Genomic DNA, 23,465 nt, shown 5'->3' on the forward strand with positions numbered 1-23,465 from the left:
ATATGCGCCGCCTCCCTCTGTGGGAGCGGCCTTGTGTCGCGAAAGGCTGCGTAGCGGCCCCAGGGATCTCCGTTTTGACGCTAAGAACGCTGGGGCCGCTATGCGGCCCTTTCGCGACACAAGGCCGCTCCCACAGGGGCAGGCGTAAACTACCAACACTCTGCCAGACAGTTGCTCCCACAGGGGCTCATCCCGGCGACTGCGCCCCCACCTCTCGGCGCGCCTGGCCCCGGGTAGTGACGATCCCCAGGAACGAGATCACGATCGCCAGGCTCAAGGTGGCGGTCACCTCGGCGCGGTGCTCCTCGGTGAACATCATCACGGCCAGGGCACCGCTGATGAACAGGATCACGGCCCAGGTCAGCCAGGGGAACAGCCACATGCGGAACTTGAGGTTGGCGTTCTCGCGCTCCAGCCGCCCACGCATGCGCAGTTGCGAAATGGCGATCACCAGGTACACCAGCAGCGCGATGGCGCCGGAGCTGGCGAGCAGGAACTCGAACACGCCCTTGGGTGCGAAGTAATTGAGGATGGCGATGGCCGCGCCGATCAGGGTGCTGCCGAACACCGCGGCGCGGGGTACACCCACCTTGGAAGTGTTCTTCAGCAAGGCCGGGGCATCGCCACGCCTGGCCAGCGAGTACATCATTCGCGAAGCGATGTAGATCGACGAGTTCATGCAGCTGGTCACCGCGATCAACACCACGAAATCGACCATCAGCGCAGCATTGGGGATGTTCATGATCTCCAGCGCACGCTGGTACGAACCCACCACCGCCAGTTGCGGGTCATTCCACGGCACCACCGAGATGATCACGAAGATCGACAATATATAGAAGGTGCTGATGCGCCAGATCACCGAACGGGTGGCCTTGGCAATATTGCGCGCAGGGTCGCTGGACTCGGAGGCGGCAATAGTCACCGCCTCGGTGCCGATGAAGCTGAACATCACGGTGATGAAGGCGCCGACCACCGCGGACCAGCCCTTGGGCGCGAAGCCGCCGTGCTCGTCCACCAGTGTGCTCAGCCCACTGACCTCGCGCTCCGGCAACCAGCCCGCCAGCGCGGCGAAGCCCAGGCCGATGAAGCCGAGAATGGCGGTGACCTTGAGAATGGCGAACCAGAACTCGAATTCGCCGTACTTGGCCACGCTGAACAGGTTGGTGCAGGCCAGCAGCAGCACCGAGGTCAGGGCGAAGATCCAGCTGTCCACCTGGGGGAACCAGGCGTTGAGCACATGCCCGGCGGCCAGTGCCTCGATGGGGATCACCAGCACCCAGAACCACCAGTACAGCCAGCCGATGGTGTAGCCGGCCCAGCGACCGATGGCCTGATCGGCATAAGTGGAAAACGAGCCGGTGTCGGGGTGGGCCACGGCCATTTCGCCGAGCATGCGCATGACCAGCACCACCAGGGTGCCGGCCACGAAATAGGAGAGGATGGTGGCCGGACCGGCCGCCGCGATGGCGTGTCCGGAGCCGACGAAAAGCCCCGCGCCGATGATGCCGGCGATGGACAGCATCGTTACGTGACGTGGCTTGAAACCTTGAGCAAGGTTGCCATCAGTTCCCACGGTGTTCATTGGTCTTGTTCTCTTTTTGCTGACACAAGGAAGGGACGGGCAAGGGCAGGCGAAACGGTCTCCTCGGCTAAGGGCGGAGTACGTTGCACACGCTCTGTTACGGCCTTCTCACGCGCCCGTGGCAACGCACCGTGGGGGTGCGGGCTTCACTTTAAGCCGGGCGCGGCACGAGCAAAATGCTCGAAAACGTCAGACAACTGTTCGATCACGACACCGCGTGCCCATGCACGTCAGTCAAGCCCCCGGACATGCCTGTTTGCGTCAGTCGCGGTCGCGCAGGTAGTCCCAGTAGAAGTTCACCACCGCAAACACCACGATCACCGTGACGATCATCAGACCGATCTGCAGGTTGCTCATGGCGTTCTCCCGTTCATGGCGTTGCACGCATCAGCTATGGCGTGGGAGCGGGCTTGCCCCGCGATTGCGATTGCAGGGGAGTCCTCTCTGCCTGGGCTGACGCTATCGCGGGGCAAGCCCGCTCCCACACGACCCCGGGCCAGGCGCTTGAGCGCCAGCACCATGAGCACGCCCAGCAGCATCATCGCCAGCACCAGCACGGCATAGGCCAGCCACCAGGGCACGCCCGCCGTCATCATGCTGAACTCGGACATGCCGCCAATGCTGGCGATCAGGTTCAGCGGCAGGAACACCACGTTGATCAGGGTGAGCTTGCGCAGGGTCTCGTTCATTGCGTTGTTGGCCAGGTTGCCGCGGGCGTCCATCAGGCCGGCGAACACCGTCGAGTAGATCTCGGCCTGCTTGTGGCACTGGTTGTTCTCGATGACCAGGTCGTCGATCAGCGCCAGCACCTCGGGGTTGAAATGGCGCTTCTCGCCATGGGCGCGCAGGCGCGAGAGCACCGCGCCATTGCTGTGGATGGCGTTGATGTAGTGGATCAGGCTCTCGCTGAGGTTGAACATCTGCATCAGGTGGTGGTTCTCCAGCGACTGCTCGAAGCGTTGCTGCAGTTCGCGGGCGACCATCTTGATCACCTTCAGGTGCCCCAGGTAGTGATGCAGGTTGTCCAGCAGGATGGCCAGCAGCACATCCATCGGATCGTGCAGCGCATGGCGCTGCCCGAGGCCATCGAGTAAAGAGGCATCCGGGGCGATCAGCACCAGGTGGCCGTCGACCATCAGCATGCCGAACGAAGACACCTGGAAGGCGAAGCTGTCGCCACCGGTGTAGCTCTCCGGGCGCTTCCAGATCAGGAACAGCCCATCGCGATGCAACTCGATGCGAGACACCTCGTCCGGGTCGAGTGCCGAAGCCAGGGCATGGGCATCCAGGTGGAACCAGGCCTGCAACAGTTCACGCTCGGCACTGTCCGGTTCGACGAACAGCAGCACCTCGCAATCGAGCCCTTCGCGCTTGCGCAACTGGCCATGGGCCAGGCTGTAGCTTTCGATCATGCCAGCACCTCGTTACCAGGCTTGCCCCCGGCGCTTCTGCTCCAGGCGGCGGATGAATTCCTCCAGCACCAGGGTGTAGAGGTCGTCGTGCAGGTAGGCGTCTTCGATGCCGGCATCGAGGTTGGGGTTGTCGTTGACCTCGATCACCACCACCCGATCACCGACCTGCTTGAGGTCGACGCCGTACAGGCCATCGCCGATCAGGTTGGCGGCCTTCACCGCCAGCTCCACCACCGCACGCGGCGCCTCGTGCACGGCCAGGGTGCGGCACTCGCCGTTGACCTCGTCGCGCTGGGCCTGGTGGTTGAAGATTTGCCAGTGGCCCTTGGACATGAAGTACTGGCAGGCGAAGATCGGCTTGCGGTTAAGCACGCCGATGCGCCAGTCGTATTCGGTGTAGAGGTATTCCTGGGCGAGCAGCAGCACCGAGTGCTCGAACAGTTCGGCGGTGGCGGCCTGGAGTTCGGCGGCGTCCTTGACCTTGATCACGCCCCGGGAGAAACAGCCGTCGGGGATCTTCAGCACCAGCGGAAAGCCCAGCCGTTCACCGATCCCTTCGAGTGCCTGGGGGTTGTCGCGGTAGAGGATCTCGCTGGCCGGCATGGCCAGGCGGTGACTGCGCAGCAGGTCGGTCAGGTAGACCTTGTTGGTGCAACGCAGGATCGACGCCGGGTCATCCATTACCACCAGCCCTTCGCTCTCGGCCTTCTTGGCGAAGCGGTAGGTGTGGTTGTCGACGCTGGTGGTCTCGCGGATCAACAGCGCGTCGTACTCGGCCAGGCGGGCGTAGTCCTTCTTGCCGATCAGCTCGACGTCGACCCCCAGCTGACGACCGGCGCGAATGAAATATTCCAGCGCCTTGGGGTTCGAAGGCGGCAGCGCCTCATCAGGGTCGTGGAGGATCGCCAGGTCGTAACGCGCCACCCGCCGCGAGCGCGGCTGACGCCAGATACGGCGGCTGAAGCCATTGAGGGCATTGGCGAACGGGTCCTGCTGGTCTTCACGCAACTTGTGCAGCGCACCAGCCTTGACCCCGGCGATATGCCAGGTGCTGGTCTTGCGGAACTCCACCAACAGGATCGGACACGGGAAACTTTCGAACAGCTGGCGGGCGATGTCCTGCAGCGGTTCCAGATCGGTACGGCCGAAATACAGGGTCAGGGTGAACCCTTCGGTTTCGCCGTAGGGGTGATTGGCCAGGGCGCTTTCCAGGCTGCGTGCCATGTCGTCGAGGGCCAATCCGTACAACGACTTTCGGGTCAACTCACTGATACTTCTGACCGAGGGAATGACTTTATGCCCGCGCGCCTCGGCCAACAACGAACAATAATAACCGTGACCTAGATACTTGTAATTACGACATAGGTTTATTACCTGGACACGCTTGCCGTTATCGGCCTCGCGTGGCACCTCCAGGTACTCCTGGGCCGTCACGACGTCCTCGCTGGGCAGGTACGAAGCCCAGTCCTCACGCCGTTCCACGATGATCACCAGCTGACTTGACTTGTTATCCAGGGTCAGTGGATAAATAACACCAGTTGTACTTGAGTGTGAACTTTCCCCGGACCAGCCAGGTAAAGGTTCCTGAAACGAAGACATGTTTGAAGCCCTGTGTTGGGTAGACACGGGTTCTATTAAGCACGAAGTTTTTCGAATGTCCCGTTTCATTACGCAACTTTTACGGCGGCCCTATGCACATCGAATTTCGCCTGGCAACGGTTGACGACCTGCCGGCCCTGCTGGCGCTGGAGAACCAGTGCTTCGCCCTCGACCGGCTGACCCCGCGCAGCTTTCGCTGGATGCTGTCCCACGCCAACGCCAGCCTGCTGGTGGCGCAACGCGACGGGCAGCTGATGGGTTATGCCCTGTTACTCTTTCACCGTGGCACCTCGCTGGCCAGGCTGTATTCCATCGCCATTGCCGAGCAGGCGCGTGGTCATGGCCTTGGCGCCCGCCTGCTGGAACAGGCCGAACGCTGCGCCCTGGAGCACGAGCGCGCCTACCTGCGTCTTGAGGTGCGCACCGACAATCCCAAGGCCATCGCCCTGTACGAACGCCATGGTTACCGGCGCTTCGCACAGGTCGACGACTACTACGAGGACCACACCAGCGCCCTGCGCTACGAAAAGCGCATCCTCCAGCACCCGACGAGCGAGACGCGACCGGTCCCCTACTACGCCCAGACCACCGACTTCACCTGCGGCCCGGCCTGCCTGCTGATGGCCATGGCCGCGCTGCAACCGCAACGAACGCCAAGCCGTCGCGAGGAACTGCGCCTATGGCGCGAGGCGACCACCGTGTTCATGACCTCCGGCCACGGCGGCTGCAGCCCTCATGGGTTGGCGCTGGCCGCCTGGCGCCGGGGCTTTCGCGTAAGGCTGCTGCTCAATACCGAGGGGCCGCTGTTTCTCGACGGCGTGCGCCAGCCCGGCAAGAAGGAGGTCATGCGCCTGGTCCATGAGGACTTCTGCGCCGAGCTGCAGGACAGCGACGTGGTCATCGCGCGGCAGGCGCCCGATCTGCCCCGGGTGCTGGCCGAAGGCGGCCTGGCGCTGGTGCTGATCAGCAACTACCGGCTGACCGGCAGCAAGGCACTGCACTGGGTGCTGGTCACCGCCTGCGATGATGACTTCGTCTACCTGCACGACCCCGACACCGACCACGCTCGTCACCGGCAGGCGCTGGACTGTCAGCATCTGCCGGTCAGCCATCAGGCGTTCCAGCGCATGAGCCTGTTCGGCGGGTGCAAGTTGCGGGCGGCGGTGGTGGTGTATGCAGGGAGTGAAACTGCGGCGTAAACAGAGACCGCCGCCTGACTGCGGTGCGGGCGGCCATCTTTCTGCGTCTGCCCCCACCGCGATGGCACAAACCCTTACAACTTTTCATCCGCGCAACGGTTAACGTTCACCCTCACTTCACGGACAGGTATGGACGCCATGGCAATCCTCCTCGACGACCCCGCGCTCGCGCAGATCGAGCACTACCACGACGACCCGCACCTGCGTGCCGAACTCAACGCCCTCACCCGTCAGACCTACGGCTTCGACTTCGAAGACTGGTACCAGGCTGGCTTCTGGCAAGAAGACAACCAGCCATGCTCACTGGTTAGCGACGGGAAAATGCTGGCCAACGCCTCGGCCAACCTGCTCGACTTCACCCTCGATGGCCAGCATCTGCGTTGTGTCCAGATCGGCACGGTGATGACAGCGCCCGCGGCACAAGGCCGTGGCTACAGCCGCTACCTGATGGAAGTGCTTGTAGAGCGATGGGCAGGTCAATGTGACCTGTTGTACCTGTTCGCCAATAGCACCGTGCTGGATCTCTATCCTCGGTTCGGTTTCCGCCGGGTGATCGAACACGAATATTTCCAAGCCTGGTCGACGCCCCCTGAAGTCAGCACGTTCCATCCTGTGGATCTTGGCGACAGCACACAACGTGAACGCTTCATGGCAGCGGTAATGAAAAGTTGTCCACAGGCACGGTTGAGCCTGATGCCGAATGTGCCGTTGACAATGTTCTACTGTGACGGCCCCTACCGAGAAGCCTTGTTCCATTCCTCAAGACACGAAGCATACGTGGTGGTGGAGCACGACGGCGAGCGGATGGTGCTGGTGGATGTATTCTGCGAGCGGGAGCTAGCGCTGGCCGATGCGGTGGCCGAACTGGTCACGGCAACGACCCGGGAGGTGGTGCTGGGGTTTGCGCCGCTGAACAGCGAGGGCTTCGCGGCGCGGGTTGTGGATAACGATGATGCGCTGTTCGTCTGGGGGGCGGCACCCACCAGTGTCGATAGGCAGGTGCTGATGTTTCCATTGCTGTCCCATACCTGAACTGGCTCCCACGCCAGACAGCGCGCCACCTCTTCACAGGGCCTTGCGCAGACGGTCACCAGGTCAGGCAGATCTTGCCGAAATGCCTGTTGCTCTCCTGGTACCTGAACGCCTCGACCATCTGCTCCAGCTCGAAATGCTTGTCCACCACCGGCCGCAGGCCATTGGCGTCGATGGCGCGGACCATCGCCTGTTGCTGGGCGCGACTGCCCACCAGCACGCCCTGCAGGCGAATCTGCCGCACCAGCGCCTGCACCAGCGGCAACTGCCCGGCCACGCCGGTGAGGATGCCGATCAGCGACACATGCCCGCCGATCCGGGCGGCGACCATCGACTGCTCCAGCGTGGCCGGACCACCGACTTCGATCACATGGTCCACGCCGCGTCCGCCGGTCAGTGCACGGACCTTTTCGCCCCAGGCGGGCGTGGTCTTGTAGTTGATCAGGTGATCCGCGCCGAGCGCCTTGAGACGCTCCAGCTTGGCGTCGCTGGACGAGGTGGCGATCACCGTGGCGCCGGCCAGCTTGGCGAATTGCAGGGCGAAGATCGACACGCCACCGGTGCCCTGTACCAGCACGCTGTCACCGGGCTTGAGGTGGTCGTCGCTCATCAAGGCGCGCCAGGCCGTGAGGCCGGCGGTGGTCAGGGTTGCAGACTCGGCATGGCTGTAGCCCTTGGGAGCGAGGGTAAAGGCGGTGGCCCGGGCGGTTACCTGTTCACGGGCATAGCCGTCGATGCCGTCACCCGGCACGCTGGCGAAACCCTCGACCTGGGCCTGACCGTCGAGCCAGTCGGGGAAGAAGGTGCTGACCACCGCATCGCCGACCTGGAACTCACTGACCCCTGCTCCCACCGCAATCACTTCGCCAGCGCCGTCGGCCATCGGGATGCGCCGCTCGCTCGGCCCCCACATGCCGCTGACCACGGCGAAGTCGTGGTAGTTGAGGGAGCTGGCGTGCAGGCGCACGGTGATCTCGCCGGCCTTGGGCGCGGCGGTTTCGCAGGTGCCGACCTGGACCTTGTCGTAGCCGCCGCCGGGCAGGACGTAGAGGGCCTTGGTGCTCATGGGTGGGTCTCCATCGAGGGAAAAGATGCAGTGCAGCTTAGACAGGTCTGGAGGATCGCGGGGAAAGCTCGAGCCTCAAGATGGCAAGGTTTCCAGGATTCGGCCCAGCCCCTGTGGGAGAGATTGTGCAGAGGCATCAGCCCAGCAACGCCCTCAGCGCCCGGCAATCGGCCGCATGCCAGTCGGCCAGCTGCGGCCATGGGTTGTCCGGCAGGTTGACCAGCACGGTGCGGGTGCCCGCGGCCCGGCCACAGTCGAGGTCGAAGCGGTAGTCACCGACCATCACCATTTCACCGGGGCTCACGCCCCAGGCCCGGGCGATCTGCAATAGCCCGTCCGGGCTGGGCTTGGGCGCCGCTTCGTCGCGCCCGAGGATGTGCTCGACCGGGAAGCAGTCGGCCAGGCCGATGGCCTCGAGGGTAACATGGGCCAGTTCGCGGGCATTGCGGGTGAGGATGGCCAGCCGGCAATCGCGTCCGGCCAGCTCACGCACCAGTTCCACCGCGCCGTCTGCGGCCTTCGAGGCGATCGCCAGGTCGCGCTCGTGCTCCAGCAGCCAGGCATGCTTGGCCGCCGCCTCCGGCGCCGGCAAGGCGGCCAGGTGAGTGAGAATGTCGTGGTCGGAGGGGATGTCGAGCGCTTCGCGGATGGCCGCGAAGTCATGCACGGCGACCGTCAGGGTGCCATCCATGTCGAATACCCAGTGGCGAATGTCGCGCAGGCTCATGCCCAGTCCTTGCGATGACGGATCAGGCCTTCCTGGGTGGACGAGGCTACCAACTGCCCGGCGCGGTTGAAGATACTGCCACGGCAGAAGCCGCGGGCGTTGCCGGCCCAGGGGCTGTCGGTGGCGTACAGCAGCCACTCGTCGGCGCGCAGGTCACGGTGGAACCACAGCGAATGGTCGAGGCTGGCGATCTGCATGTCCTTGCGCCACACCGACTTGCCATGGGGCAGCAACGAAGTGGTCAGCAGGCCGAAGTCCGAGGCGTAGGCCAGCAGGTACTTGTGCAGCGCCGGGATGTCCGGGAGGCTGCCGTCGGCGCGGAACCAGGCGTACTTGATCGGTTCGCCCGGCTTGGGGTCGAACGGATCGCGCTCGGTGATAGGGCGAATCTCGATGGGCTTGGCGCACAGCACCTTTTCGCGGATGCGCTCGGGCAGCTTGTCGGCCATGGCACTGGCCAGCTCGACTTCGCTGGGCAGGTTTTCCGGGCCGACCACGTCCGGCATCTGCGCCTGGTGCTCGAAACCGTCCTCGTCGTACTGGAACGACGCGCTGCAGGTGAAGATCGGCTGGCCCTTCTGGATCGCCGTGACCCGCCGGGTGCTGAAGCTGCCGCCGTCACGCACGCGGTCCACCGAATAGACCACCGGCATGCTGGCATCGCCCGGGCGCAGGAAGTAACCGTGCAGCGAATGCACGTGGCGGGCGTCCTCGACCGTCTGGCTGGCCGCCGACAACGACTGGCCGAGCACCTGGCCACCGTACAGCTGGCGGAAGCCCAGGTCCTGGCTGCGTCCGCGGAACAGGTTCTCCTCGATGGACTCGAGGCTCAGCAAGTCGACCAGATCGTCGAGTACGTGGCTCATGGGGTTCTCCTGGCAAGGCAATACGGCGCTGTTATACCGGCGAATGATACAGGGTTTTACCGTTCGTCCCGTCGTACGAATGGCGACCTATTCAGCCGCGCAGGTTCTGTTGCCAGCGGGCGCGGTCGATGCGGTACAGCACGTGGGGGCGCAGCGGATCGCCGGGAGGTAGGCGCGGGTGCTCGAAGCTGCCCGCCAGGTCCTGGACCATGCCGATGGCCTGCATCACCTTCTGCGACGGCAGGTTGCCCTCGGTCGTGAACGACACTACCTCGTCCAGGTGCAACTGGGCGAAGGCACAGCGCAGGCAGGCCCAGGCCGCCTCGCTGGCGAAGCCCAGCCCCCAGTGGCGACGGGCCAGGCGCCAACCGATCTCGACCGCCGGGCCGAACGGGGCGTCGAAGTTGACGTTGAGCAGGCCGGTCATGCCGATGAAGGCGCCGCTGTCCTTGCGCTCCAGGGCCCACAGGCCGAAGCCGTACTCGTTGAAATGGCCGCGGATCCGGCCGATCAGCGCCGCCGCCTCGACCCGGGTCATCGGCGCGGGGAAGTAGCGCATCACCTGCGGGTCGGCACACAGGGCGGCGAACTCGCGCAGGTCGTCGTCCTGCCATTGGCGCAACACCAGGCGCGGACTTTCCAGTTCGAGGATGGGGGGCATCGGCATGGCTCCGAAATCACGGTCTCGCAGTGTACAGCGTAGGACTTGTTGCAAGCTTACATCCAGGAGCTCCTTTTCAATGGGCGAGCGTGATCACCGCAAAACAGGCAAGATCGACACAGGCCCTCAACCTGAAACCGACATGCCTCTTCTGCCGCTGATCTACCACGACGACTATAGCCCCGAGTTCCCACCGGACCATCGTTTCCCGATGGACAAGTTCCGCCTGCTGCGCGATCACCTGGTGGACAGCGGCCTGACCACCGACGCCGCCCTGCTGCGCCCGCAGATCTGCCCCAACGACATCCTCGCCCTGGCCCATGACCGCGACTACATCGAGCGTTACATGAACGGCGAATTGTCCCGCGAGGACCAGCGCCGCCTCGGCCTGCCCTGGAGCGAGGCCCTGGCCCGGCGCACCGTGCGCGCCGTGGGCGGTTCGCTGTTGACCGCCGAGCAGGCGCTGCAACACGGCATCGCCTGCCACCTGGCCGGCGGTACCCATCACGCCCACTACGATCATCCGGCCGGCTTCTGCATCTTCAACGACCTGGCGGTGATCAGCCGCTACCTGCTGGAGGCCGGCCGCGTGCACCGGGTGCTGATCTTCGACTGCGACGTGCACCAGGGCGACGGCACCGCGCGCATGCTCCACGACACCCCGGAGGCAATCACCGTGTCGCTGCACTGCGAGCAGAACTTCCCGGCGCGCAAGGCCCAGAGCGACTGGGACATCCCCCTGCCCCGCGGCATGCACGACAGCGCCTACCTCAAGGTGGTCGAGGATGCGCTGAACTACCTGCTGCCGCTGTACCAGCCCGACCTGGTGCTGTACGACGCCGGCGTCGATGTGCACAAGGACGACGCCCTGGGCTACCTGCACCTGACCGACGAGGGCCTGGCCGCCCGCGACGAGCATGTGCTGCGCCAGTGCCTGGGCCGCGACATCCCGGTGATGGGCGTGATCGGCGGCGGCTACAGCAAGGACCGCGAAGCCCTGGCCCGTCGCCACGGCATCCTCCACCACAGCGCGGCGCGGGTGCTCGGTTGTTCACAATGACTGTGGAACCGCTTGTGGATAACCTGCGGGAAAGCCGCTCCAGCCCTTTAACTGCCTGAGCTGCAAAGAATTGATCGTTTTTTGAACAGTGTCGTGGCAGGCCCTGCTGGGGTAGAATGCGCGCTCTTTTCCACAGCCTGTCGCCCGCCATGAACGATCCCCGCCCCGCTTCCCGCCCCCTTGTCGCCGTGATCGGTGGCGGCCCTGCCGGCCTGATGGCCGCCGAGACCCTGGCCCGGCGCGGGATGGCGGTGCAAGTGTTCGACGCCATGCCTTCGGTAGGCCGCAAGTTCCTGCTGGCCGGCGTCGGCGGCATGAACATCACCCATTCAGAGCCCTACCCCGCTTTCGTCGGCCGCTACGGCACGCGCCAGGGCGAAATCGACACGCTGCTGCGCGACTTCGATGGCGAGGCCCTGCGCCAGTGGATTCACCGCCTGGGCATCGAAACCTTCGTCGGCACCTCGGGCCGCGTGTTCCCTCGCGACATGAAGGCCGCGCCACTGCTGCGCGCCTGGCTAAAGCGCCTGCGCGAAGCCGGCGTAGTTATCCACACCCGGCACCGCTGGCTGGGCTGGACAGCCGAAGGCGCCCTGCGGATGAGTTATCCACAAGGCGAGCTGCAGGTACAGGCCGATGCCGTGGTGCTGGCCCTGGGTGGTGGCAGCTGGGCGCGCCTGGGCTCGGACGGCGCCTGGGTACCGCTGCTGGCTGAACGGGGTGTGGATATCTCTGCGCTGCGGGCGAGCAACTGCGGTTTCGAGGTCGAGGGTTGGAGCGATCTGCTCAAGGACAAGTTCGCCGGCGCGCCGCTGAAGAACATCGCCCTCGGCATGCCCGGCGCCGGGTCGCGCAAGGGCGAATTCATCCTCACCGCCCAAGGGGTGGAGGGCAGTCTGGTGTATGCCTGGTCGGCGGCGCTGCGCGAAGCGATCGACCGCGACGGGCACGCAACGCTGCTGCTCGACCTGCTGCCGGACCGGCCTGTGGACAAGATTGCCCAGGCCCTGGCCAAGCCCAGGGGATCGCGCTCGATGGCCAAGCACCTGCACGGCCAGCTGGGGATCGACGGGGTGAAGGCGGCCTTGTTGCGCGAGTTGACCGACCAGGCGACCTTTGCCGACCCCGAGCGCCTGGCGGCGGCGGTCAAGTCCCTGCCGATCACGCTGGTGCGGACCCGGCCGCTGGACGAGGCGATCAGCAGCGCCGGCGGCGTGCGCTTTGAAGGGCTGGATGAGGGGCTGATGGCGCGCAACCTGCCAGGGGTGTTCTGCGCGGGCGAGATGCTGGATTGGGAGGCGCCGACGGGTGGGTACTTGCTGACGGCGTGTTTTGCCAGTGGGTTGCGGGCAGGGAGCGCGGCGGCGGATTGGCTGGCGCGCATGGCCTGAGATTGCCGGGCTGCGCTGTCGCGCAGGGAACTGTCCCCCTGTGGGAGCGGCCTTGCGTCGCGAAAGGGCTGCGTAGCAGCCCCAGGTTCTCAGTGTTGATGCAAAGATCGCCGGGGCCGCTCTGCGGCCCTTTCGCGACGCAAGGCCGCTCCCACAGGGCCTAGATAAATCAATAAGTTACGGTTTGTTCCATGAGAGCGGCCTTGTGCCGCGAAAGGGCCGCAAAGCGGCCCCAAGATCTCAAGGCTTGCGCTTGCCCGGCTTGCCACCAAAGCTCGGCACCTTGCGCACCGCCTTGGCCACCGGTGCCGCAGCGCCCGCCTCTGCGCTGTCCATCCAGCGCCCCAGGCCACGCTTGGTGCTGTTCTCCTTGGGCTTCTTGGGTTTCTTCGGCTTTTTCAGCACCTGTCCGCTGGCATCGGTCACCGGTACCCGGTGGTCGGGGATGAAGTCTGGTTCCTCATGGCGCGGCAGTACCTGGCGGATCAGCGTCTCGATCGACGCCAGCAGTTGCACCTCGTCGGCACACACCAGCGAGATTGCCTCGCCCTTATTGCCCGCGCGGCCAGTGCGACCGATACGGTGCACATAGTCCTCGGCAACGATCGGCAAGTCGAGGTTGACCACCAGCGGCAGGTCGTCGATATCCAGGCCACGGGCAGCCACATCGGTGGCTACCAGCACTTGGACTTCACGGGCCTTGAAGCTGTCCAGGGCGCGCTGGCGCGTGGCCTGCGGGCGGTCGCCATGGATGCCGTCGGCGTTCACGCCCTCGGCCAACAGACGCTCGACCAGTTGATCGACACCGTTGCGAGTCTTGGCGAACACCAGCACCTGCTTCCAACGCTGCTTGCGCATCAGGTGGATGAACAGGTCGGTCTTGCGCTTTTTATCCACAGGCACCAGCCACTGCTTGACCGTGGTGGCGGCGGCGTTGCGCGGGCTCACCTCGATGCTCAGCGGATCGTTCAGCGCCAGGCCCGCGAGCAGGCGGATCTGCTCGGAGAAGGTGGCGGAGAACAGCAGTGTCTGGCGCTTGCGCGGCAAAGCCGCGTACACCGATTGCAGTTCTTCGGCAAAACCCAGGTCGAGCATGCGGTCGGCTTCGTCGAGCACCAGGGTCTGCACCTGATTGAACTTCACCGCGTTTTGGCGGAAGAGGTCGAGCAAGCGGCCTGGGGTCGCCACCAGCAGGTCGACGCCACGACGCAGGCGCATCATCTGCGGGTTGATGCTGACCCCGCCGTACACCGCGTAGGTACTCAGCGGCAGGTTCTCGGCATACTCGCGCACATTGTTGTGCACCTGCTCGGCCAGCTCGCGGGTCGGCACCAGCACCAGCGCTCGGATCGAGTTGCTGGCGACCTTCTCCCCTTCCAGCGCCAGGCGCTGCAGTACCGGCAGGGCAAAGCCGGCGGTCTTGCCGGTGCCGGTCTGGGCGGCGGCCATCAGGTCGCGACCGGCAAGCACGGCGGGGATGGCCTTGGCCTGGACCGGGGTGGGGGTGGTGTAGTCCAGCGTCTGCAGGGTACGCAGCAGCGGTTCGATCAGGCCGAGTTGGGCGAAATTCATGGCAATACCGTCAGGGGGTTCAGCGAAGGCGGCAAGTTTACCGCAACGCCCTACCCTACTTGCACATTTCGCCTTTGAGCGGCACAGGTTGCTCCGGCGCCTTGCGCCACTGCGGCAGGCCGATCAACACCACCGCGCCGATGATCACTGCCATGGCCACGCACTCCTCGGCACCGATCTGCTCGCCGGCGAAGACGATCCCCAGCAGCACCGCCACCGCCGGGTTGACGTAGGCATAGCTGGTGGCCGCCGCCGGGCGCACGTGCTTGAGCAGGTACATGTAGGAACTGAACGCCAGGATCGAGCCGAAGAACACCAGGTAGGCCAACGCGCCCCAACCGGCGGCGGTGGGCATCTGCGTCAGGCGCTCGCCGCTGACGGCACTGCCGATCAGCAACGCGGCACCGCCCACCAGCATTTCCGCCGCGCTGGCCATCGCCCCCTGGGGCAGCGGCAGGCTCTTGCTCCACACCGAGCCGAAGGCCCAGGTTGCCGCGGCGAACAGGATCAGTGCCGCGCCCATGGGGCTGGCCTGCAGGTTCGAGCCCATGTTGAGCATGCCGATGCCGACCAGCCCGAGAGCGATCCCCGCCCACTCCAGGCGCGAGTTGCGATGGCCGAAGAACAGGCCGAACACCAGGGTGAACAGTGGCACCGTGGCCACCGCCAACGCCGCCACGCCCGAGGCGACCCCGGCATGCTCGGCCAGGGTCACCCCGCCGTTGCCGCAACTGAGCAACAGGAAACCGATCGCCCCGGCCGCGCGCCACTGGGGCCAGGTCGGCGCCGGCACGCCGCGCCAGCGCAGGAAGCCATACAGCAGGCTACCGGCAATCACGAAACGCACCCCGGCCATCAGCATCGGCGGCCAGGACTCCACGCCGATGCGAATGAACAGGTAGGTCGAGCCCCAGACCAGGTACAGGGCGAGAAAGGCGCCGACAAGCAACAACGGGAAGCGACGGGCAGTGGACATGGCAAGGGCTCGAAATCCGTTTACGGGTGGATTAGTTTAGAAAGGCCCTGACGCAAACTTAAGTTACAAAACACGTTTAAAACACCGAAACACTTTGTAATGCATGGTTATGCAGCGCCTTTCCCATCGATTGCAAAGTCAACAGGAATCACCATGGACAAGTACGACCGCATGCTCCTCGCCGCCTTGCTGGAAAATGGCCGGGCCACCTACGCGCAGCTGGCGCGCCAGGTCAATCTCTCGGCACCGGCGGTGGCCGAACGGGTGGCCAAGCTGGAAGCCAGCGGGGTGATCAGCGGCTACACGGCCAAGGTCGACCTGGAGAAAATCGGCCTGCCTATCCAGTGCGTGATGGAACTGCGCCTGGCCAGCCATGGCAACCAGCAGGCCTACGAGGCCCTGGAGAAAATCCCCGAACTCACCGAATGCCATCGGGTGACTGGCGACCCGTGCGTGATCATGCAGGCGGCCGTCACGTCGATGGGCGAGCTGGAGGCACTGATCAACCGCGTGTCGCAGCTGGGCTTCACCAAGACGTCGATCATCCTGTCGAGCGCGGTGGCGCGACGGGTGCCGCTGGGGCATCTGGAGGGCAATGGCAAGAAGAGCTGAAGCCCGCTCCCACGCACCGCTCCAGCCCAGCATTGGAACAGGTCAGTGGCGCAACAGCAGCTTGCCTTCAATGGGCACATAGCGACTGGCGGCGCGGATCAGCGCCAGGGCCGTCAGGCCGGGCACACCGTAGACCACTGTCTCGATGCCATGGCGTTGCATCGCCCGCTCCAGCAACAAGTCGAAATCACCGTCGCCCGAAGCCAGCACCACCTGGTCGACCCGCGCCGCTGCCTCGATCACATCGAGGGTGATGCCCACGTCCCAGTCGCCCTTGGCGGAGCCATCGGCACGCTGGATGAAAGGCTTGAGGCGCACCTCGAACCCGAGGTTGCGCAGGATCTGCTGGAACTGCTGCTGCTTGCTGTCGCCACGGTCGATGGCATAGGCCACCGCTTCGACGATCTGCCCTTCGCGGCTGACCTCGGCCCACAGCGCGGCGTAGTTGAAATGGCAGCCATGGCCTTGGCGAACCGTGTAGTAGAGGTTCTGCACATCGGCGAACAGCGCGATTTTCTTCACCTGAAGCCTCTCTCTGGCAGTGGCAAACGATCGCGGGGCAAGCCCGCTCCCACGTCTTCGTGGAAGCGGGCTTGCCCCGCGATAGGAAGCAGCAGTATGCCAGAGCCCTCAGACGTAGTCGTCGTCCGAGAAGAAGCCGCCACCGTCACCGCTGTAATCGGCATCGGCATAACCGCCCTGGTCATTGCCCCAGCCACCGTTGTCCGCCACCTGACGCTGACTGTCCTGGTCGTTCCAGCCGCCAGCGTCGCTGGCTGGCGCCGGCTCTTCCTTGATCACCTCGACGATTTCTTCAGGTTGCGAGTGATGGTTGAACAGGCTGCTGATGCCCTGGGCCAGCAACACGCCACCGGCCACACCCGCGGCAGTCTGCATGGCACCACCGAGGAAGCTGCTGGCGCCGCCGCGCGCCGGGGCGGGCGCCGCGCCGAAGCCCTGCTGCTGCGGTGGCGGGGCATAAGCCTGGGGCGCCGGTTCGCGCCAGCCTCCCGAGGAAGGAGACGGCGGCGCGACCGGGCGCTGCGGCTCCGGATTGCGGGCTCCCGCGCCGAAGATGCTGGACAGGAAACCACCGCCACTGCTGGGGCGGCTCGCATCCAATTGCGCGCGTGCCTGGCGCAGTTCGGCCTCGAGCTGCTTGTTCTGCTCGTCCAGGCGCTTGATCGCCGCCTCCTGGACCAGGATCGCCTGGGCCATGTAGTAAGGCGCCGCCGGCTGCTGGCGCAGGTGCTCCTCGATCCGCGCCTGGGCCTGGGCATCACGCGGCTGGGCCGGGTCCTCGGCTTGCTTGAGACGGCCGAACAGGCCATCGATCAGGGTTTGTTCTTCAGTGTTCATCGGGGCAACCTCGTGCGCTGAACAGGACATCGGACAGCGTCAAAGATGGAGGCCCGGGCTTGGCGATTCAATTGTCCGGGCCATGAAACTTTTTTCAGCAAGCGGGCCGACTGGGCTAAAGTTACGCCCTGCTTTTTCTGCCATGCGATGTTGACCGATGAATCCGCTGAGCGTTCTGCGCGACTCCCTGTACTTCTTCCGCCGTCACCTGACGAGCATCCTGCAACTGTGCCTGCCTTTGATCGTACTCGAAGTCCTCGGCACCCAACTGCTCTACAACCAGCTGGGCGAGCAGGCCTCGCCAGCCTACGGCATGCTCGTCAGCCTGCTGTTCTACCCGCTGTACAGCGCCGCACTGATCCTTTACCTCGACACTCGCAGCAATGGCCAGGACACCGCCAAGCGCGACCTGTTCGCCCGCGCACTGCAGCTGTGGCCGATGCTCGCCCTGCTGATCGTGATCAGCTCGCTGCTGATCATGGCGGGCCTGGCGCTGCTCATCTTCCCCGGCGTGTGGATCATGGTGAATCTGGTGTTCGCCGAGTACCTGCTGGTGCTGCGCGGCCTGCCGGTGATCGAGTCGATGCGCACCAGCGCGCGCATGACCACCGGGCACTTCCTGCGCATCATGGTCTGCATGCTGTCGGTGCTGGCGCCGCTGTGGCTGATCGACGGCCTGCTGCTGCAGCTGTTCCCCGAGCCGCAGCCCGGTGTGCAACTGGCGCTGGACAGCCTCAGCGGCTTCCTGCAGTTGTTCAGCACCGTGGTGCTGTACCGCCTGTTCATGCTGCTCGAGGGTGAAGCCGGCGCCTGAGGCCGGCATTCCCTCGAACCAACCCAGGCGTCAGGCTTTCCTTGGCTTGGCCCTGGCCGTGGCTTGCGCCACCAGTGGATCGTCCGGCCAGTAGTGCTTGGGATAACGCCCTTTCAGGTCCTTCTTCACCTCGGCATAGGTGGTCCGCCAGAAGTTGGCCAGGTCCTGGGTCACCTGCACCGGTCGGCGCGCAGGCGACAGCAGGTGCAGCTTGACCTGCTGGCGGCCATTGGCAATGCGCGGGGTGTCGGCCAGGCCGAACAGCTCCTGCAGGCGCACGGCGAGGATCGGTGGCTGCTCGCTGTAGTCCAGGCGAATGCTGGAGCCCGAGGGTACGGCCAAGTGTGAGGGCGCCTGCTCGTCCAGGCGCTGGGGCAGCGGCCAGGGCAGCAGGTTGCGCAGCATCGAGGGCAGGTCCAGGTTGGCGAAGTGGCTCAGCCGCGACACCTTGCCCAGATAAGGTTGCAACCAGTTTTCCAGGTTGGTGAGCAAGGCGTCGTCACCCAGGTCGGGCCACTCGCTGTGGCCGTCCTTTTCCAGATCCAGCTTGCGCAGCAGCGCGACGCGGGCTTGCCACTGGCGCAGTTCCGGGGTCCAGGTCAGCAGGTTCAGGCCCTTGCGCCGCACCAGCCCCAGCAATGCCCTGGCCCGTGCGTCGTCATCGAGCCCCGGCAACGGCTCGCGGCTGAGCACCAGCTCGCCGACCTTGCGCTGGCGCTCGGCGCGCAGCACCTGTTCACGCTCATCCCAGTCGAGCAGTTCAACCTGCTCCACCTGTTCGGCCAGCACATCGTCGAACAGCGCCGGGTCGAACTCGGCGGCCAGGTAGATGCGCTCTTCGCGCTGCCCCTGACGGCTGCCCAGATCGGCAATCACCAGCCACGGGCTTTTCATCAGCCCATCGGCTTCGGCGAACAGCGCCGCCCGGCCATTGGCCAGGCGGTACTCGGCGCCGCCTTCGCGGCGCTGCTGCGCCACCCGGTCGGGGTAGGCCAGCGCCAGCACCGCGCCCAGCCAGCGGGGATGGTCGGGGTCGGCGACCGGGCTGCGCGGTTTGCCACGCAACTGGCCGCGGTACTGCCGGGCCAGTTGCCGGGCGCGCTGCACGCCGCCTTGCCCGCCACGGGAGACGCGGCTTTCGCCGCTGAGCAGCGTCAGCCGGCTGTGCAGGTCGGCACCGCCGCCGCGCAGGATGTCGCGCTCGCCCAGCAACGCGGCGACGTCGCAGGCCATGTCGGCCAGCCCGAGGTCCTGGCCGCGCAGCAGCAGATGGGCGATGCGCGGATGCGCAGGCAGCTCGGCCATGGCCTGGCCATGGACGCTCAGGTTGTCGCGGCAGCCGGGCTTGAAGGCGCCGAGCCGGGCCAGCAGGTCCTGGGCTTGCGCAAAGGCGGCCGCTGGCGGCTGGTCGAGCCAGCTGAGCTGCTCCGGCGGCACACCCCAGCGCGCCAGTTGCAGGGCCAGGCCGGCCAGGTCGGCCTGGAGGATCTCGGCGCTGCCGTGGGCTGCCAGCTGGTCGTGTTGCGCTTCGGACCAAAGCCGATAGCACACGCCGGGTTCGAGGCGACCTGCACGCCCGGCACGCTGGGTGGCACTGGCGCGGGAAATGCGCTGGGTGTCCAGGCGAGTCATGCCGCTGCCGGGATCGAAGCGTGGCACCCGCGCGAGACCTGCGTCGATCACCACGCGCACGCCGTCGATGGTCAGGCTGGTTTCCGCGATGTTGGTGGCCAGCACCACCTTGCGCAGGCCTTTGGGCGCCGGCTCGATGGCGGCGCGCTGGGCACTCAGGTCAAGCTCACCGTGCAACGGGCAGAGCAAGATATCCGGGCGCTCGCCCAACGCCTCCTGCAGTGCCTGGTGCACACGGCGGATCTCGGCCTGGCCGGGAAGGAACACCAGCAGGCTGCCGGATTCGTCGGCCAGGGCCTGGAGCACGCAGTCGACCACGCGTGGCTCGACGAACTCGCCGGGCTGCCAGGGCCGGCTCCAGCGGATATCCACCGGATGCATGCGCCCCTGACTGCTGATGATCGGCGCCGCGTCGAGCAGGCGCGACAGACGCTCGCCCTCCAGCGTCGCCGACATCAGCAAGATCTTCAGAGGCGGCTCGTCACGCAGCAGCGCCCGGCCGTTGAGGCTCAGGGCCAGGGCCAGGTCGGCATCCAGGCTGCGTTCGTGGAACTCGTCGAAGATCAGCAGCCCCACGCCATCCAGCGCAGGATCCGCCTGCAGGCGGCGGGTGAGGATGCCCTCGGTGACCACTTCGATACGCGTGTTCGGGCCAACCTTGCTGTCCAGGCGGATGCGGTAGCCCACGGTTTCGCCAACCTTCTCCCCCAGTTCGCTGGCCAGGCGTTCGGCGGCGGCGCGGGCGGCCAGGCGCCGGGGCTCGAGCATGAGGATGGTCTGCCCCCGCAGCCAGGGCTCAGCGAGCAGGGCCAGTGGCACGCGGGTGGTCTTGCCGGCGCCGGGAGGCGCCTCGAGCACCGCTTCGTCACGTTCGGCCAGGGCCTGGCGCAGGTCGGACAGTACGGCATCGATCGGTAATGAAATCATGGTGGTCCTCGAACAATCGACCGAGTATAACGGCGAACCGAGGCTGCCCTATCATGGTCTTAACCTCAGGCGCAGGCGATTGCCGCGCCGTTGTTTGTCGTTTTCTTCCGGAGATTCACATGCGCATCCCATCCCGCGTCATCGGTGGCGCCCTCATCGCCACCCTGCTGACCCAGCTGACGGCCTGCGGCACCCTGTTCTACCCAGACCGTCGCGGCCAGATCGAAGGCAAGATCGACCCCGTGGTCGCGGCCATGGACGCCATCGGTATCCTGTTCTACGTGATTCCCGGCCTGATCGCCTTCGGCATCGACTTCGCCACCGGCGCCATCTATTACCCCGGCGGCAAGAACGCGCAGATCGACCCGGCCAAGCTCAAGCCGGCGATCAATGCCGACGGCCAGGTCGACAGGACCAAGCTGCAGGCTATCCTGGAGAGCGAACTGGGCCAGCGCCTGCCACTGAACGACCCGCGGCTGATCCAGCACCGCGGCAGCGTCGAGCAACTGGCCAGCTACGGCCTGGTGCCTGCGGCCTGACCTGATCCGGACGATCCCTGCGCATGACCGCCACCGCCGAACATCAACGCCTGCTGCGCCTGGCCACCCGCGCCTCGCTCAGCGTGGCCTGCATCCTGGTGCTGAGCAAGGCCGTGGCCTGGTGGCTGAGCGGCTCGGTCAGCCTGCTGGCCGGGCTGACCGACTCGGCGCTGGATGCCGCCGCCTCCTTCCTCAACCTGCTGGCGGTGCATTACGCGCTGCGTCCGGCCGATGACGACCACCGTTTCGGCCATGGGAAGGCCGAAGCCCTTGCCGGCATGGCCCAGGCGCTGTTCATCGGGGTCAGCGCGGTACTGATCGGGGTCCAGGCGGTGGAGCGGCTGAAGTCGCCGCAGCCTTTGGGCGACACCGCCGCCGGTATCGCGGTGATGCTGTTGTCGCTGGCGCTGACCGTGGCGCTGCTGGCGTTCCAGCGCAAGGTCATCCGCCTGACCGGCTCCACCGCTGTGCGCGCGGACTCGCTGCACTACCGCTCCGACCTGCTGCTCAACGCCAGCATCCTGCTTGCGCTGCTGCTGGCCCGCTTCGGCTGGCCGCAGCTCGACGCCCTGTTCGGCCTGGGGATCGCCCTGTACATCCTGTGGAGCGCGCTGCAGATCGCCCGCGAGAGCACGGCAATCCTGATGGACAAGGAACTGCCGACCGATATCGGCGAGCGCATGCTCGAAGTAGTGCTGGCGATCCCCGGCGTGAAGGGGGTGCACGACCTGCGCACGCGGGTGTCCGGCAGCCAGTGGTTCGTGCAACTGCATCTGGAACTGCCCGGCGACATGCCGCTGCATGCCGCCCATGAGCTGTGCGTGCAGGCCTCGCAGGTCATTCGCCAGCGCTACCCGCGGGCCGATGTGATGGTCCACGCCGACCCGGTGTAGCCCGTTATCGCCAATGCCCTGTCAATTGATGCTGTAGCCGCGCCCGCTCAGGCACGCCCCCAACGCCCGTCGATAGTTGTCCGTCACATTGGCCGGCGGCGCATAGGTGGCGGTCGCCGGATCGAACCCCGACTGGCTCACCGCCCAGCGATGGCATTGATAGCGGTCCTGCTCCTGCTGCTCAGGCCCCTGGCCGTACATCGGATAGGCGATCACATCGTAGCCGCCACCCTGCTGCGGCAAAGGCGCAGGCGCCACGGTGGGCGGATTGACCACCACGTACTCGCGGCTATCGGCCAGGTACTGGTAATAGGTGTCGGCCACCAGGAAGAACAACGCACCGCTCAGCCACACCTCTCGGGCATAGGGCGGCAGGTAGCCGACCCGCACACCGTAGGGCGGTGTGACCACCACGTAGCCGCCGCCATGGGGCCGGTACCAGTAACCGCCGGAGTAGAAATAGTCCTGCCCGCGGTACGGCACTTTCCAGTAACGGTCCGGGAAGCGGTCGACGGTATGCCCGGGATGGTACTGTGGCCCTGGCCCCCAGCCATTGCCATGACCATCGGGCCGGCCTGACCAGTCGCCGCCGGGGCGCTGACCCGGACCACCCGCTTCCCAGTAACGGTTGTCGCCGTAACGACGGGGAATGTCCTGGTAGTAGCCCTGGCGTGGCGGTTGCGTCTGGCGCACTTCATCACGCGAATTGAGCGGCGATCCACGTCGTTCGCCACCGCCCTGCTCCTGTTGGCCGCCACGACCGTCATGCCCGTCCCCAGGCCCCTCGGCCAGGGCCCCCAGGCTGAGGCCCAGGCCCAGCAAACCAACACCTGCCAACCGCCAGATGCGCGAACTCATGTTGTTCCTCTCGATGAAAACGCCCGCCTTTACCGGTCGCAGTCTACTCCACGGACCGCGACCGGCAGATGAAATAGCCGACAGCCTAGCGCGCCAAAAGACCGCGCAACAGAAGCTCCAGCGCCGCCAGCGCCTGGCCGAGCCGGGCATCGCCGTCCTCGTCCTGGGCGATCCAGAACGCCGCCTCCGACAGGCTGCCATGCACCAGCGCCGCCAGCGCCCAAGGGTCGGCTTCGGCCACCACGCCCACCTTGACCAGCCCGTCCAGCATCCGCTGCAACGACGCGATGCAATGCTGCTGCGCCTCGGGCGAGGCGGCGCCCAGCACGGCCCGCGCATCGCGCAGGACGATGCGCTGGATCTCCGGTTCACGGGCCATGCGCAGGTACGCCTGACAGCGCTGGCAGAAGCCTTGCCAAGGATCATCGCAGGATTCAGAGATTGCCAGCAGGCGCGCATCCATCTCGCCGTCGATCTGCGCCACCACGGCCGCCAGCAGGCCCTGCTTGTCGCCGAAATGGTGGTACAGCGCACCGCGGGTCAGCCCGGCGCGGGCAGTCAGATCGTCCATGGACGTTTGTGCGTAACCCTGCTCGCCGAGCACTTGGCGAGCCATCGCCAGCAGGGCGGCACGGGTTTCTTCCATTTCGGCACGGGTGCGGCGAACCATGGCCTCTCCTTTACGTAC

At 65.8% G+C, this 23,465-nt stretch carries 22 protein-coding genes; 8 read left to right on the top strand and 14 right to left on the bottom strand.

What is annotated here, in order from left to right; translation table 11 throughout:
• Positions 1-187 precede the first annotated feature (187 nt).
• From gabP to DMX06_RS13495, 3 genes are all read right to left on the bottom strand, one after another.
• Positions 188-1,582, bottom strand: a complete 1,395-nt coding sequence (gene gabP / locus DMX06_RS13485) for a GABA permease (RefSeq protein ID WP_110737838.1) — start codon at positions 1,580-1,582, stop codon at positions 188-190.
• Positions 1,583-1,935: 353 nt separating this feature from the next.
• Positions 1,936-2,994 carry a magnesium transporter CorA family protein gene (locus tag DMX06_RS13490; protein ID WP_258378855.1) on the bottom strand — a complete coding sequence of 353 codons (1,059 nt, stop codon included), beginning with the start codon at positions 2,992-2,994 and terminating at the stop codon, positions 1,936-1,938.
• Positions 2,995-3,006: 12 nt separating this feature from the next.
• A complete protein-coding gene (locus DMX06_RS13495; RefSeq protein ID WP_110737840.1) occupies positions 3,007-4,593 on the bottom strand; it encodes a RimK family protein in 1,587 nt (528 codons plus the stop codon).
• 92 nt (positions 4,594-4,685) lie between these two features.
• Between DMX06_RS13495 and DMX06_RS13500 the strand changes: the two genes are divergently transcribed.
• Both DMX06_RS13500 and DMX06_RS13505 read left to right on the top strand, forming a co-directional pair.
• The gene (locus DMX06_RS13500; RefSeq protein ID WP_110737843.1) at positions 4,686-5,792 is read left to right on the top strand and encodes a peptidase C39 family protein; all 1,107 of its coding nucleotides are present in this window, start codon (positions 4,686-4,688) and stop codon (positions 5,790-5,792) included.
• 138 nt (positions 5,793-5,930) lie between these two features.
• The gene (locus tag DMX06_RS13505; RefSeq protein WP_181427825.1) at positions 5,931-6,824 is read left to right on the top strand and encodes a GNAT family N-acetyltransferase; all 894 of its coding nucleotides are present in this window, start codon (positions 5,931-5,933) and stop codon (positions 6,822-6,824) included.
• A 55-nt stretch (positions 6,825-6,879) separates the two neighbouring features.
• On the opposite strand, the gene DMX06_RS13510 is transcribed toward DMX06_RS13505, so the two are convergent.
• The 4 genes from DMX06_RS13510 to DMX06_RS13525 form a co-directional block, all read right to left on the bottom strand.
• Positions 6,880-7,890 carry a zinc-dependent alcohol dehydrogenase family protein gene (locus DMX06_RS13510; RefSeq protein WP_110737848.1) on the bottom strand — a complete coding sequence of 337 codons (1,011 nt, stop codon included), beginning with the start codon at positions 7,888-7,890 and terminating at the stop codon, positions 6,880-6,882.
• 136 nt (positions 7,891-8,026) lie between these two features.
• Entirely contained in the window at positions 8,027-8,617 is a 591-nt protein-coding gene (locus tag DMX06_RS13515) for an HAD family hydrolase (RefSeq protein WP_110737850.1), read from the bottom strand.
• Positions 8,614-9,483: an acyl-CoA thioesterase II gene (tesB, locus tag DMX06_RS13520; protein ID WP_110737852.1), complete on the bottom strand. Its 870-nt coding sequence runs from the start codon at positions 9,481-9,483 to the stop codon at positions 8,614-8,616. Before tesB ends, DMX06_RS13515 begins: the two co-directional genes overlap by 4 nt.
• Positions 9,484-9,574: 91 nt before the next feature.
• The gene (locus DMX06_RS13525) at positions 9,575-10,144 is read right to left on the bottom strand and encodes a GNAT family N-acetyltransferase (RefSeq protein WP_110737855.1); all 570 of its coding nucleotides are present in this window, start codon (positions 10,142-10,144) and stop codon (positions 9,575-9,577) included.
• Positions 10,145-10,286: 142 nt separating this feature from the next.
• Between DMX06_RS13525 and DMX06_RS13530 the strand changes: the two genes are divergently transcribed.
• Positions 10,287-11,204 (top strand): histone deacetylase family protein, encoded by a 918-nt coding sequence (locus DMX06_RS13530; RefSeq protein WP_110738045.1) that lies wholly within the window; start codon positions 10,287-10,289, stop codon positions 11,202-11,204.
• Positions 11,205-11,353: 149 nt separating this feature from the next.
• A complete protein-coding gene (locus tag DMX06_RS13535) occupies positions 11,354-12,595 on the top strand; it encodes a TIGR03862 family flavoprotein (RefSeq protein WP_110737857.1) in 1,242 nt (413 codons plus the stop codon).
• Positions 12,596-12,835: 240 nt separating this feature from the next.
• Here the strand turns inward: DMX06_RS13535 and DMX06_RS13540 are convergent, their stop codons facing one another.
• Both DMX06_RS13540 and yedA read right to left on the bottom strand, forming a co-directional pair.
• Positions 12,836-14,167 (bottom strand): DEAD/DEAH box helicase, encoded by a 1,332-nt coding sequence (locus DMX06_RS13540; RefSeq protein WP_110737859.1) that lies wholly within the window; start codon positions 14,165-14,167, stop codon positions 12,836-12,838.
• 55 nt (positions 14,168-14,222) lie between these two features.
• Positions 14,223-15,143 (bottom strand): drug/metabolite exporter YedA, encoded by a 921-nt coding sequence (gene yedA / locus DMX06_RS13545; protein ID WP_110737862.1) that lies wholly within the window; start codon positions 15,141-15,143, stop codon positions 14,223-14,225.
• Between the two features lie 153 nt (positions 15,144-15,296).
• On the opposite strand from yedA, the gene DMX06_RS13550 reads away from it, so the two are divergent.
• Complete coding sequence (locus tag DMX06_RS13550) at positions 15,297-15,755, top strand: Lrp/AsnC family transcriptional regulator (RefSeq protein WP_110737865.1); 459 nt, start codon at positions 15,297-15,299, stop codon at positions 15,753-15,755.
• A 42-nt stretch (positions 15,756-15,797) separates the two neighbouring features.
• Here DMX06_RS13550 and DMX06_RS13555 read toward each other — a convergent pair whose 3' ends face one another.
• Both DMX06_RS13555 and DMX06_RS13560 read right to left on the bottom strand, forming a co-directional pair.
• Positions 15,798-16,277 (bottom strand): NYN domain-containing protein, encoded by a 480-nt coding sequence (locus tag DMX06_RS13555; protein ID WP_110737868.1) that lies wholly within the window; start codon positions 16,275-16,277, stop codon positions 15,798-15,800.
• 108 nt (positions 16,278-16,385) lie between these two features.
• Positions 16,386-17,114: a DUF2076 domain-containing protein gene (locus DMX06_RS13560; protein WP_110737870.1), complete on the bottom strand. Its 729-nt coding sequence runs from the start codon at positions 17,112-17,114 to the stop codon at positions 16,386-16,388.
• Between the two features lie 157 nt (positions 17,115-17,271).
• Between DMX06_RS13560 and DMX06_RS13565 the strand changes: the two genes are divergently transcribed.
• On the top strand, positions 17,272-17,928 hold the full coding sequence (locus DMX06_RS13565; protein ID WP_110737873.1) for a YciC family protein: 657 nt from the start codon (positions 17,272-17,274) through the stop codon (positions 17,926-17,928).
• A gap of 30 nt (positions 17,929-17,958) precedes the next feature.
• Here DMX06_RS13565 and hrpB read toward each other — a convergent pair whose 3' ends face one another.
• Positions 17,959-20,487 carry an ATP-dependent helicase HrpB gene (gene hrpB, locus DMX06_RS13570; RefSeq protein ID WP_110737876.1) on the bottom strand — a complete coding sequence of 843 codons (2,529 nt, stop codon included), beginning with the start codon at positions 20,485-20,487 and terminating at the stop codon, positions 17,959-17,961.
• Between the two features lie 119 nt (positions 20,488-20,606).
• On the opposite strand from hrpB, the gene DMX06_RS13575 reads away from it, so the two are divergent.
• Positions 20,607-21,026 carry a polyribonucleotide nucleotidyltransferase gene (locus tag DMX06_RS13575; RefSeq protein ID WP_110737879.1) on the top strand — a complete coding sequence of 140 codons (420 nt, stop codon included), beginning with the start codon at positions 20,607-20,609 and terminating at the stop codon, positions 21,024-21,026.
• Positions 21,027-21,049: 23 nt separating this feature from the next.
• Positions 21,050-21,919 carry a cation diffusion facilitator family transporter gene (locus DMX06_RS13580; protein WP_110737882.1) on the top strand — a complete coding sequence of 290 codons (870 nt, stop codon included), beginning with the start codon at positions 21,050-21,052 and terminating at the stop codon, positions 21,917-21,919.
• Positions 21,920-21,940: 21 nt separating this feature from the next.
• Here DMX06_RS13580 and DMX06_RS13585 read toward each other — a convergent pair whose 3' ends face one another.
• Positions 21,941-22,777 (bottom strand): DUF6515 family protein, encoded by an 837-nt coding sequence (locus tag DMX06_RS13585; RefSeq protein ID WP_110737884.1) that lies wholly within the window; start codon positions 22,775-22,777, stop codon positions 21,941-21,943.
• A gap of 85 nt (positions 22,778-22,862) precedes the next feature.
• Entirely contained in the window at positions 22,863-23,447 is a 585-nt protein-coding gene (locus tag DMX06_RS13590) for a TetR/AcrR family transcriptional regulator (RefSeq protein WP_110737886.1), read from the bottom strand.
• Positions 23,448-23,465 lie beyond the last annotated feature (18 nt).

The organism is Pseudomonas mosselii (genome assembly GCF_003205295.1).
GTDB lineage: Bacteria > Pseudomonadota > Gammaproteobacteria > Pseudomonadales > Pseudomonadaceae > Aquipseudomonas > Aquipseudomonas mosselii_B.

Excerpts from the sequence above, each read along its gene's own strand:
- DMX06_RS13530 (WP_110738045.1), top strand. The coding sequence starts at position 10,287 with ATGCCTCTTCTGCCGCTGATCTACCACGACGACTATAGCCCCGAGTTC.
- DMX06_RS13535 (WP_110737857.1), top strand. The coding sequence starts at position 11,354 with ATGAACGATCCCCGCCCCGCTTCCCGCCCCCTTGTCGCCGTGATCGGT.
- DMX06_RS13515 (WP_110737850.1), bottom strand. The coding sequence starts at position 8,617 with ATGAGCCTGCGCGACATTCGCCACTGGGTATTCGACATGGATGGCACC.
- DMX06_RS13590 (WP_110737886.1), bottom strand. The coding sequence starts at position 23,447 with ATGGTTCGCCGCACCCGTGCCGAAATGGAAGAAACCCGTGCCGCCCTG.
- DMX06_RS13540 (WP_110737859.1), bottom strand. The coding sequence starts at position 14,167 with ATGAATTTCGCCCAACTCGGCCTGATCGAACCGCTGCTGCGTACCCTG.
- gabP (WP_110737838.1), bottom strand. The coding sequence starts at position 1,582 with ATGAACACCGTGGGAACTGATGGCAACCTTGCTCAAGGTTTCAAGCCA.
- hrpB (WP_110737876.1), bottom strand. The coding sequence starts at position 20,487 with ATGATTTCATTACCGATCGATGCCGTACTGTCCGACCTGCGCCAGGCC.
- DMX06_RS13580 (WP_110737882.1), top strand. The coding sequence starts at position 21,050 with ATGACCGCCACCGCCGAACATCAACGCCTGCTGCGCCTGGCCACCCGC.
- DMX06_RS13585 (WP_110737884.1), bottom strand. The coding sequence starts at position 22,777 with ATGAGTTCGCGCATCTGGCGGTTGGCAGGTGTTGGTTTGCTGGGCCTG.
- DMX06_RS13565 (WP_110737873.1), top strand. The coding sequence starts at position 17,272 with ATGAATCCGCTGAGCGTTCTGCGCGACTCCCTGTACTTCTTCCGCCGT.
- yedA (WP_110737862.1), bottom strand. The coding sequence starts at position 15,143 with ATGTCCACTGCCCGTCGCTTCCCGTTGTTGCTTGTCGGCGCCTTTCTC.
- DMX06_RS13560 (WP_110737870.1), bottom strand. The coding sequence starts at position 17,114 with ATGAACACTGAAGAACAAACCCTGATCGATGGCCTGTTCGGCCGTCTC.
- DMX06_RS13525 (WP_110737855.1), bottom strand. The coding sequence starts at position 10,144 with ATGCCCCCCATCCTCGAACTGGAAAGTCCGCGCCTGGTGTTGCGCCAA.
- DMX06_RS13495 (WP_110737840.1), bottom strand. The coding sequence starts at position 4,593 with ATGTCTTCGTTTCAGGAACCTTTACCTGGCTGGTCCGGGGAAAGTTCA.
- DMX06_RS13510 (WP_110737848.1), bottom strand. The coding sequence starts at position 7,890 with ATGAGCACCAAGGCCCTCTACGTCCTGCCCGGCGGCGGCTACGACAAG.
- tesB (WP_110737852.1), bottom strand. The coding sequence starts at position 9,483 with ATGAGCCACGTACTCGACGATCTGGTCGACTTGCTGAGCCTCGAGTCC.
- DMX06_RS13490 (WP_258378855.1), bottom strand. The coding sequence starts at position 2,994 with ATGATCGAAAGCTACAGCCTGGCCCATGGCCAGTTGCGCAAGCGCGAA.
- DMX06_RS13575 (WP_110737879.1), top strand. The coding sequence starts at position 20,607 with ATGCGCATCCCATCCCGCGTCATCGGTGGCGCCCTCATCGCCACCCTG.
- DMX06_RS13505 (WP_181427825.1), top strand. The coding sequence starts at position 5,931 with ATGGCAATCCTCCTCGACGACCCCGCGCTCGCGCAGATCGAGCACTAC.
- DMX06_RS13550 (WP_110737865.1), top strand. The coding sequence starts at position 15,297 with ATGGACAAGTACGACCGCATGCTCCTCGCCGCCTTGCTGGAAAATGGC.
- DMX06_RS13500 (WP_110737843.1), top strand. The coding sequence starts at position 4,686 with ATGCACATCGAATTTCGCCTGGCAACGGTTGACGACCTGCCGGCCCTG.